Origin of the sequence: Pseudomonas sp. UBA6315 (genome assembly GCF_002438125.1) — a bacterium.
GTDB classification, from domain to species: Bacteria; Pseudomonadota; Gammaproteobacteria; order Pseudomonadales; family Pseudomonadaceae; genus Aquipseudomonas; species Aquipseudomonas faucium.
On sequence record NZ_DJTF01000085.1, the window covers coordinates 1 to 9,818 of the forward strand.

A 9,818-nucleotide genomic window follows, 5' to 3' on the forward strand; every position below is an offset into this window, starting at 1 on the left:
TTCTCTTGCGCCAGGTCGGAGTACTCGGCGTCGACGTCGATTACCACGTAACCCACTTTCTCGTTGGTCTGCAGGAACTGACCGGAGATGTTGATGCCGTTCTCGGCGAAGACCTTGTTGATCTCGCTGAGCACGCCCGGGATGTTTTCGTGGATGTGCAGCAGGCGGTGCTTGCCTGGGTGGGCCGGCAGCGCCACTTCCGGGAAGTTGACCGACGATACGGAGGTACCGTTGTCGCTGTACTTGACCAGCTTCTCGGCCACTTCCAGGCCGATGTTGGCCTGGGCTTCGGCGGTGGAACCACCGATGTGCGGGGTCAGGATCACGTTGTCCAGGCCACGCAGCGGGCTTTCGAACTCTTCGTCGTTGGAGCGCGGCTCGACCGGGAACACGTCGATGGCGGCGCCGATCAGGTGCTTGTCCTTGATCGCGGCGGCCAGGTGGTCCAGCTCGACCACGGTGCCGCGGGCGGCGTTGATCAGGATCGAGCCCTTCTTCATCGCGCGGATTTCCTTCTCGCCGATCATCCACTGGGTGGATGGCAGCTCAGGCACGTGCAGCGACACGATGTCGGCCAGGCCCAGCAGCTCGTGCAGGCTGGTGACTTGCACGGCGTTGCCCAGCGGCAGCTTGGTCAGCGGGTCGTAGAAGTAGACCTGCATGCCCAGGCTCTCGGCCAGTACCGACAGCTGCGTGCCGATCGAGCCGTAACCGACGATACCCAGCTTCTTGCCACGGATTTCGAAGGAGTTGGCCGCGCTCTTGATCCAGCCGCCACGGTGGCAGGAGGCGTTTTTCTCGGGGATGCCGCGCAGCAGCAGGATGGCTTCGGCCAGCACCAGTTCGGCGACCGAACGGGTGTTGGAGTACGGCGCGTTGAACACGGCGATACCGCGGGCGCGGGCAGCTTCCAGGTCGACCTGGTTGGTGCCGATGCAGAAGCAGCCGACGGCGACCAGTTTCTTGGCGCAGTCGAAGATCTCTTCAGTCAGTTGGGTGCGCGAGCGGATGCCGATGAAGTGGGCATCGGCGATCTTTTCCTTCAGCTCGGCTTCCGGCAACGAACCAGTGAGGTATTCGATGTTGGTGTAGCCGGCAGCCTTGAGGGTATCGACCGCGTTCTGGTGCACACCTTCAAGAAGAAGGAACCTGATCTTGCTCTTGTCGAGAGAAGTCTTGCTCATCTGCGTAAACCTGTATCCCGGAGAAAAAATGGCGAGGGGTGATGCTAGGCGCAGCGGCGGCCTTAGCATGAACAGCGGGAGGGCTATGCTAGCATACGCGACACAATCTGAGCTTATCCCGACAGGTGAAGAGTGCTCAGGGTGACTATGAATAAGTCGAGAGTTCCAGCGATGACTCACCCGGCGGTAATTGATGAACTGATGACCCTTGTCGACCCGGGCAAGGTCCTCACCGACCCGGCTTCCCTGGAGGCCTACGGCAAGGACTGGACCAAGCATTATCCGCCCGCGCCCTCGGCCATCGTGTTCCCCAGGACCGTGGAGCAGGTGCAGGCGATCGTCGGCTGGGCCAATCGCCATCATGTGGCCCTGGTGCCGTCGGGCGGCCGCACCGGGCTGTCGGCCGGGGCCGTGGCGGCCAATGGCGAGGTGGTGGTCTCGTTCGACTACATGAACCAGATTCTCGACTTCAACGCCTTCGACCGCACCGTGGTCTGCCAGCCAGGGGTCATTACCCGCCAGCTGCAGGCGTTTGCCGAGGAGCAGGGCCTTTATTACCCGGTGGATTTCGCCTCCAGCGGCTCCAGCCAGGTTGGCGGCAACATCGGCACCAACGCCGGCGGCATCAAGGTGATCCGCTACGGCATGACCCGCAACTGGGTGGCGGGGCTGAAGGTGGTCACCGGCAAGGGCGAGCTGCTCGAGCTGAACAAGGACCTGATCAAGAACGCCACCGGCTACGACCTGCGCCAGTTGTTCATCGGCGCCGAAGGCACGCTGGGCTTCGTGGTCGAGGCGACCATGCGCCTGGACCGCGCTCCGCGCAACCTTACCGCGATGGTGCTGGGCACGCCGGACTTCGATTCGATCATGCCGGTGCTGCATGCCTTCCAGGGCAAGCTCGACCTTACCGCGTTCGAGTTCTTTTCCGACAAGGGCCTGGCCAAGATCCTGGCGCGGGGCGATGTACCGGCGCCGTTCGCCACCGACTGCCCGTTCTATGCCCTGCTGGAGTTCGAGGCCAGCACCGAATCGGTGGCCGACGAGGCGCTGGCCACCTTCGAGCACTGCGTGGAACAAGGCTGGGTGCTGGACGGGGTGATGAGCCAGAGCGAAACCCAGCTCAAGAACCTGTGGAAGCTGCGCGAATACTTGTCGGAAACCATTTCCCACTGGACACCCTACAAGAACGACATTTCCGTCACCGTTTCCAAGGTGCCGGCGTTCCTGCGCGACATCGATGCCATCGTCAGCGAGCACTACCCGCACTACGAGGTGGTCTGGTACGGCCATATCGGCGACGGCAACCTGCACCTGAACATCCTCAAGCCCGAGCACATGAGCAAGGATGACTTCTTTGCCTCGTGCACCAAGGTCAACAAATGGGTGTTCGAGATCGTGCAGCGCTACAACGGCTCGATCTCCGCCGAGCATGGCGTAGGCATGACCAAGCGCGACTACCTGGGGTACAGCCGCTCGCCTGATGAAATTGCCTGCATGAAGGCAATAAAGGCCGTGTTCGACCCTAACGGCATCATGAATCCGGGTAAGATCTTCGCTCCCGAATAAAAAGCAGCAGCCTAGGAGTCGGCCATGAGTTACCAGCACCAGTACGTAGACGGCACGCGCATCCACTTCCCGCTGGGCAAGGTGGTGTGCATCGGCCGCAACTACGCCGAGCACGCCAAGGAACTGGACAACCCCATCCCCAGCGAGCCGCTGCTGTTCATCAAGCCGGGTAGCTGCGTGGTGCCGCTGGAAGGTGGCTTCAAGATCCCGACCGAGCGTGGCTCGGTGCACTACGAGGCGGAAATTGCCGTGCTGCTGGGCAAGTCGCTGTCCACCCATGCCTCTGAGGAGGAGGTGCTGGACGCCATTTCCGGTTATGCCCCGGCGTTGGACCTGACCCTGCGCGACGTGCAGGCCAAGCTCAAGGAGAAGGGCCTGCCCTGGGAACTGGCCAAGAGCTTCGACGGCGCTTGCGTGCTGCCGCCGTTCGTTTCCGCCGCGGCCTTTGAAGATGTAACCGATATCCCGGTGCGCCTGACCGTCAACGGCGAAGTGCGCCAGGATGGCAACAGCGCCATGATGCTCAACCCGATCGTGCCGATGATCCAGTACATGGCCCGGCATTTCTCGCTGCAGGCGGGGGATGTGATCCTCACCGGCACGCCGGCTGGCGTTGGCCCGTTCAATGTGGGCGATGAGCTGGTGCTGGAGCTGCCGGGTGTGAGCCGCTTCGAGAGCCGGGTGCTCTGAGCCTTTACTGAGCACCTTCTCTTATATGTGGGAGCCGGCTTGCCGGCGATAGGGCATCTGCAAACCATTCAGGGCCTCATCGCCGGCAGGCCGGCTCCCACAGTGAGCGCGCAAGCAACGCGGTTTACCGATTTTTCACAACCCATCCGGATAATGCGCGAATCTTCGCCCATTTCACCAGGAACCCCTGCATGGCCTCTTCTTCCAGCGCATCCTCGACCCCCAAGCCAAAACGCCGCTTCTACCGGCGCTGGCCATTCGCCCTGGCCGTGGCTGCGGTGATCGGCTATGGCCTGTCGATGGCCATGCACTGGGATGACCGCGGGGTGCTATGGGTCAAGGAAGGCTTCGAAAGCAGCGCCGAGCGCAGCGAAAGCGTGTGGCTGCCGGACTACCAGGTCGATATCGATGCCAAACCGCTGCCGGGCATGGACGATGACGAAGCCTCGGACGTGGCGTTCAACCCCCAGACCCGCACCTTGTTCGCCGTGATGGGCAAGAACCCGTTCCTGGTCGAGCTCAGCCTGGAAGGCGATGTGCTGCGCCAGATCCCCCTGGTGGGCTGGAACAACCCCGAAGGCGTCGCCGTGCTCGAAGATGGCCAGCTGGCCATTACCGATGAACGCCTGCATGACCTGACCGTGGTCAAGGTGGATGGGCAAACCAAATCGCTCAACCATGCCGATTTCCAGAGCCACGACCTGGGCCCGTCGCCCAAGAGCAACAAGGGTTACGAAGGCATCGCCTGGGACCCGATGCGCCAGCGCCTGGTGATCGGCCAGGAACGGCCGCCGAAGCTGTACACCTGGGCGACCGACGGGCGCACCCCGCTCAAGGGTGACAAGCAGGCCCTGGAAAGCGACGAGCTTGACCTGCGCAACCTCTCGGCGCTTTCCGTCGACCCGCGCACGGGGCATCTGCTGGTGCTGTCGGCCGACTCCAACATGCTGCTGGAGCTCGACGAGCAAGGCCAGCAGGTCAGCTTCATGACCCTGTTGGGTGGCTTCAACGGCCTCAAGGACACCATCCCGCGGGCCGAAGGGGTGACCATGGACGACCAGGGCAACCTGTACATGGTCAGCGAACCGGCGCTCTTCTATCGCTTCAAAAAGAACCCACAATAGCTTCAGATCATTCCGACGCCGGGATTAAGCTTTACTTCAGACACCCATGGTTAGATTCGCCACCCCCTGAGCCGAGTCTGCCTTTATGCGTCGTTATGTTCGTCTGCCATTGCTTCTTGTCATTGCCGGGTTGCTGCTACTGGGCCTGGCCGGGCAGGAGTTTCGCCTGTTCGAGCGCACCTGGTTCAACCTCAAAACCTGGTGGCAGCCGGCTGAGCAAAGCATGGGCCTGGACCGCTACCGGGTGGTGGTCGAGGCGCAGCCTGTCGAGGGGCTTGATGATGACCTTTCGGCGCTGACCTACGACCCCGACCGCAAGACCCTGTTCACGGTGACCAACGCCCGCTCCGAGCTGATCGAGCTGTCCCTCGATGGCCGCATCCTGCGGCGCATTCCGTTGACCGGCTTCGGCGACCCGGAAGCCGTGGAGTACATCGGCCCCAACAGCTACGTGATTACCGATGAGCGCCAGCAGCGCTTGATCCGGGTGCGCGTCGAAGACGACACGCCGTTTCTCGATGCCGGCGATGCCGAGCAGCTGTCCCTGGGCATTGGCCTGAACGGTAACAAGGGTTTCGAAGGCCTGGCCTACGACTCTGCAGGCAAGCGCCTGTTCGTGGCCAAGGAGCGTGACCCGATGCTGATCTACGAGGTGCTGGGCTTCCCCCACGAGAACCTCGAGCAGCCTTACGCGGTGCACGTGGTGCAGGACCGCAAGCGTGATTCGCGTTTGTTCGTGCGTGATCTTTCCAGCCTGCAGTTCGATGAGCGCAGTGGGCACTTGCTGGCGCTGTCGGATGAGTCGCGGCTGGTGCTGGAGCTGGATGTTCAGGGCAGGCCGCTGAGTACCTTGTCGTTGCGCAAGGGGTTCCAGGGGCTGAAGGAGACGGTGCCGCAGGCGGAAGGGATTGCGATGGACGAGGCGGGGACCATCTACCTGGTCAGTGAGCCGAACCTGTTCTATGTGTTCAAGCAGCCGGAGGATTGACTGGGCTTTGCGGCCCTATCGCCGGCAAGCCGGCTCCCACAGGGTTGTGCGCTGTAGGGGCCGGCTTGCCGGTGATGGCATCACTCGGCCTTGAGGCTCTTCACGCCTTCGGAGGTGCCCAGCAGCAGCAGGTCGGCCGGGCGCGCCGCGAACAGGCCGTTGGTCACAACGCCGACGATGGCGTTGATCTGCGCTTCCAGCTCCACCGGGTTGGTGATCTGCAGGTTGTGCACGTCGAGGATCACGTTGCCGTTGTCGGTCACCACGCCTTCACGGTACACCGGGTCGCCGCCCAGCTTGACCAGCTGGCGCGCCACGTGGCTGCGGGCCATCGGGATCACTTCGACCGGCAGCGGGAAGGCGCCCAGCACCGGTACCAGCTTGCTGGCATCGGCGATGCAGATGAAGGTCTTGGCCACGGCCGCGACGATTTTCTCGCGGGTCAGCGCCGCGCCGCCGCCCTTGATCAGGTTCAGGTGCGCGTCGCTTTCGTCGGCGCCGTCGATGTAGAACTCAAGCTCGCTGACGCTGTTCAGCTCATACACCGGGATGCCATGGCCCTTCAGGCGCTGGGCCGTGGCCTCGGAGCTGGCGACCGCGCCGTCGAAGGCGGTCTTGTGCTTTGCCAGGGCGTCGATGAAGCAGTTGGCGGTCGAACCGGTTCCGACGCCGACGACGCTCTTTTCATCCAGCTTGGGCAGAATGAAGTCGACAGCGGCCTGGGCGACGGCCTGTTTGAGTTGGTCCTGGGTCATGCGGGCTCCGAAAGGGGCAGGGCGGTTTCAAAGTTGCCTAGTATAACGGCTTGGGCGGCTTTGCTGTGGTCGCCCGACGTAGCGCTGGGGTAGACTCGCAGCCCTTGTCCCGCGGCCAGTGATGCTTTCCCGATGCTCGAACAGTACGTCAAGAAGATCCTCACCTCGCGCGTCTACGACGTCGCTGTCGAAACCCCGTTGCAGAGCGCCCCACAGCTGAGCAAGCGGCTGGGCAACCAGATTCTGCTCAAGCGCGAAGACCTGCAGCCGGTGTTTTCCTTCAAGATCCGCGGGGCGTACAACAAGCTGGCGCAACTGAGCCCTGAAGAACTGGCCCGTGGCGTGGTCACCGCCTCGGCCGGCAACCATGCCCAGGGTGTGGCCCTGGCGGCCCGCGAGCTGGGTATCAAGGCCACCATCGTGATGCCCAAGACCACCCCGGAGATCAAGGTCGAAGGCGTGCGTTCGCGGGGCGGCAAGGTGGTGCTGCACGGCGACTCGTTCCCTGAAGCGCTGGCCTATTCGCTGAAACTGGTCGACGAGAAGGGCTTCGTCTATATCCACCCCTATGACGACCCGCACACCATCGCCGGCCAGGGCACCGTGGCCATGGAAATTCTCCGCCAACACCCTGGCCAGCTGGACGCGATCTTCGTGCCGGTCGGTGGTGGTGGCCTGATCGCCGGCATTGCCGCCTACGTGAAGTACCTGCGCCCGGAAATCAAGGTGATCGGCGTTGAGCCGGACGACTCCAACTGCCTGCAGGCGGCCATGGCCGCTGGCGAGCGCGTGGTGCTGCCGCAGGTCGGGCTGTTCGCCGATGGCGTGGCGGTGGCGCAGATCGGCCAGCACACCTTCGACATCTGCCGCCTGCATGTGGATGAGGTGGTGACCGTCAGCACCGACGAGATCTGCGCGGCAATCAAGGATATCTACGACGATACCCGCTCGATCACCGAACCTGCCGGCGCCTTGGGCGTTGCCGGGATCAAGAAGTATGTCGAGCTCAAAGGTGTCACCGGGCAGACGCTGGTGGCCATCGACTCCGGCGCCAACGTCAACTTCGACCGCCTGCGCCACGTGGCCGAGCGTGCCGAGCTGGGCGAGAAGCGCGAAGCGATCATCGCCGTGACCATTCCCGAGCGCCCGGGCAGCTTCAAGGCCTTCTGCGAGGCCATCGGCAAGCGCCAGATCACCGAATTCAACTACCGCAAGCACACCTCCGACGAGGCGCACATCTTCGTCGGCGTGCAGACCCACCCGGAAAACGACCCACGCGCCGCGCTGGTGCAGCAGTTGACCGAGCAGGGCTTCCCGGTCACCGACCTGACCGACAACGAGCTGGCCAAGTTGCACATCCGCCATATGGTCGGTGGCCATTCGGCCGGTGCCCGTGACGAGATCGTGCTGCGTTTCGAGTTCCCCGAGCGGCCGGGGGCGTTGTTCAACTTCCTCAACAAGCTGGGCGGGCGCTGGAACATCTCGATGTTCCACTACCGCAACCACGGCGCCGCCGATGGGCGCGTGGTGGCGGGGCTGCAGGTGCCCGAAGACGAGCGCCACCTGGTGCCGGCGGCGCTGGCCAAGATTGGCTACCCGTACTGGGACGAAACCGATAACCCGGCCTACCGGCTGTTCCTGGGCTGAGCGGCTAAGCTTGCCTTACCGCTCAAGGACATGAAGCCATGGAACACCTGACAACCCTCAAGACGCTGCACATCATCGCCACAGCCGTGCTGCTGCTAGGCGCACTGGGCCTGGCGATCTGGACAGTGCGTGCCCGCCGCCAGGGTGATGCAGAGGCTTATGCCAAGCTGCTGCGCCGGCCGCTGGTGTTCGTCTGGTTGCTGATGGGCGTGTGCCTGGTGAGCATGCCGTTCACCGGCTGGTGGCTGGTGCATCTGGTCGGCTGGCCGCTGGGGCAGGCGTGGGTGCTGGCGTCCAGCGTCATCTATACGCTTGGCGCGTTTGCCGTGTGGTGGCTGCTGGTGCGCCTGAACCGGCTGCGCAAGGCCGAGGTGGGGGGGTTGCGGTTTACCCTGGCCCTGGCGGTGTTCAGTGGGGTGTGCTTCTTGTCCATTGCCGGGCTGATGGGCGCCAAGCCGGTCTGAGGCATGCTTGGGGCTGCTCTGTAGCCCATCGCCGGCAAGCCGGCTCCCACAAAAAAAGCGGGCCTGCACCGTACCTGTGGGAGCTGGCTTGCCAGCGATGGGCCGCAAGGCGGCCCTAGCTTGCTCAATCTCTCAGGGAAATCACCGGCCACCCGCGCCGCTCGGCCTCCACCTGCAGCTTAGGGTCCGGATCTACCGCCACCGCGTGCGTCACCCGCTCCAGCAACGGCAAATCATTCATCGAGTCGCTATAGAAATAGCTGTCCTCCAGATCGAAGCCGTTCTCCAGCATCCAGCGCTCCAGCCTCGTCACCTTGCCTTCACGGAAGCACGGTATATCGGTACTACGCCCGGTATAGCGGCCATCGCGCATCTCGCATTCGGTGGCCAGCAGCACGCGCACGCCCAGGCGGCGCGCAATGGGCGCTGTCACGAAACGATTGGTGGCAGTGATGATCACCAGCTGGTCACCGGCCTCGCGGTGCTGCTGCAACAAGGCCAGGGCCTTGGGCAGGATGATCGGCTCGATGCAGTCGCGCATGAATTCGCCATGCCACTGGTCGAGTTGCGCGGGCTCGGTGGCCGCGAAGATTTCCATGGAAAAGGCCAGGTAGGCCTGCAGGTCCAGGGTGCCGTTCAGGTAGTCCTGATAGAAGGCATCGTTGCGTTGCTTGTAGGCGACCGGGTCGAGAATGCCCCGCTCGCACAGGTAGTCACCCCAGGCATGGTCGCTGTCGCCACCGAGGAGGGTATTGTCCAGGTCGAATAAAGCCAGGCGCATCGCGGGTACTCGCATCAGCTACAGGGTAGCCCCGCAGAATACGGAGTTTTCACCGCGCTGCACATAAGCTTGGCGGGCGCGTTGCTGCGCTCGCAGGCTTTGTGGAACAATGCGGTGACATGCGTTTGCGAGGTTGCTGCCGTGATCGACCCGGATGGTTTTCGCCCCAATGTCGGGATCATTCTTACGAATGATGCCGGGCAGGTGCTATGGGCTCGGCGGATCAACCAGGATGCCTGGCAATTCCCGCAGGGTGGTATCAACCCTGACGAGACGCCGGAAGATGCCCTGTACCGCGAGCTGAACGAAGAAGTTGGCCTTGAACGCGATGATGTGGAAATTCTTGCCTGCACCCGCGGCTGGTTGCGTTATCGTTTACCCCAGCGTCTGGTCCGCACCCACAGCCAACCGCTGTGCATCGGCCAGAAGCAGAAGTGGTTCCTGCTGCGCCTGGTGAGCAATGAGCAACGGGTGCGGATGGACCTGACCGGCAAACCGGAATTCGACGGCTGGCGTTGGGTCAGCTATTGGTATCCGCTGGGCCAGGTGGTGACATTCAAGCGCGAGGTATACCGCCGCGCCCTGAAAGAGCTAGCACCGCGTCTGCTGACGCGCG

The 9,818-nt window shown here is 63.1% G+C and carries 10 protein-coding genes; 7 read left to right on the top strand and 3 right to left on the bottom strand.

Annotated features, from left to right (window positions below):
- On the bottom strand, nt 1-1,184 hold a 1,184-nt coding region (gene serA, locus B3E94_RS11595), incomplete at its 3' end, for a phosphoglycerate dehydrogenase (RefSeq protein ID WP_286913603.1).
- A gap of 171 nt (nt 1,185-1,355) precedes the next feature.
- Between serA and B3E94_RS11600 the strand changes: the two genes are divergently transcribed.
- The 4 genes from B3E94_RS11600 (at nt 1,356) to B3E94_RS11615 (ending at nt 5,555) form a co-directional block, all read left to right on the top strand.
- Nucleotides 1,356-2,753 carry an FAD-binding oxidoreductase gene (locus tag B3E94_RS11600; RefSeq protein ID WP_286913610.1) on the top strand — a complete coding sequence of 466 codons (1,398 nt, stop codon included), beginning with the start codon at nt 1,356-1,358 and terminating at the stop codon, nt 2,751-2,753.
- A 24-nt stretch (nt 2,754-2,777) separates the two neighbouring features.
- Nucleotides 2,778-3,443: a fumarylacetoacetate hydrolase family protein gene (locus tag B3E94_RS11605; protein ID WP_176517787.1), complete on the top strand. Its 666-nt coding sequence runs from the start codon at nt 2,778-2,780 to the stop codon at nt 3,441-3,443.
- Nucleotides 3,444-3,634: 191 nt separating this feature from the next.
- Complete coding sequence (locus tag B3E94_RS11610; RefSeq protein ID WP_286913604.1) at nt 3,635-4,567, top strand: SdiA-regulated domain-containing protein; 933 nt, start codon at nt 3,635-3,637, stop codon at nt 4,565-4,567.
- Nucleotides 4,568-4,652: 85 nt separating this feature from the next.
- Complete coding sequence (locus tag B3E94_RS11615; protein WP_286913605.1) at nt 4,653-5,555, top strand: SdiA-regulated domain-containing protein; 903 nt, start codon at nt 4,653-4,655, stop codon at nt 5,553-5,555.
- Between the two features lie 80 nt (nt 5,556-5,635).
- On the opposite strand, the gene rpiA is transcribed toward B3E94_RS11615, so the two are convergent.
- Nucleotides 5,636-6,310 carry a ribose-5-phosphate isomerase RpiA gene (gene rpiA, locus B3E94_RS11620; RefSeq protein WP_236236000.1) on the bottom strand — a complete coding sequence of 225 codons (675 nt, stop codon included), beginning with the start codon at nt 6,308-6,310 and terminating at the stop codon, nt 5,636-5,638.
- Nucleotides 6,311-6,442: 132 nt separating this feature from the next.
- Here rpiA and ilvA point away from each other — a divergent pair, with 132 nt between their 5' ends.
- Entirely contained in the window at nt 6,443-7,957 is a 1,515-nt protein-coding gene (gene ilvA, locus B3E94_RS11625; protein ID WP_176517783.1) for a threonine ammonia-lyase, biosynthetic, read from the top strand.
- A gap of 38 nt (nt 7,958-7,995) precedes the next feature.
- The gene (locus tag B3E94_RS11630) at nt 7,996-8,421 is read left to right on the top strand and encodes a DUF2269 domain-containing protein (RefSeq protein WP_286913607.1); all 426 of its coding nucleotides are present in this window, start codon (nt 7,996-7,998) and stop codon (nt 8,419-8,421) included.
- Between the two features lie 124 nt (nt 8,422-8,545).
- Here B3E94_RS11630 and B3E94_RS11635 read toward each other — a convergent pair whose 3' ends face one another.
- Nucleotides 8,546-9,202 carry an HAD family hydrolase gene (locus B3E94_RS11635; protein ID WP_176517781.1) on the bottom strand — a complete coding sequence of 219 codons (657 nt, stop codon included), beginning with the start codon at nt 9,200-9,202 and terminating at the stop codon, nt 8,546-8,548.
- A 141-nt stretch (nt 9,203-9,343) separates the two neighbouring features.
- Between B3E94_RS11635 and B3E94_RS11640 the strand changes: the two genes are divergently transcribed.
- A partial coding sequence (locus B3E94_RS11640; RefSeq protein ID WP_286913608.1) for an RNA pyrophosphohydrolase occupies nt 9,344-9,818 on the top strand: 475 nt, incomplete at its 3' end.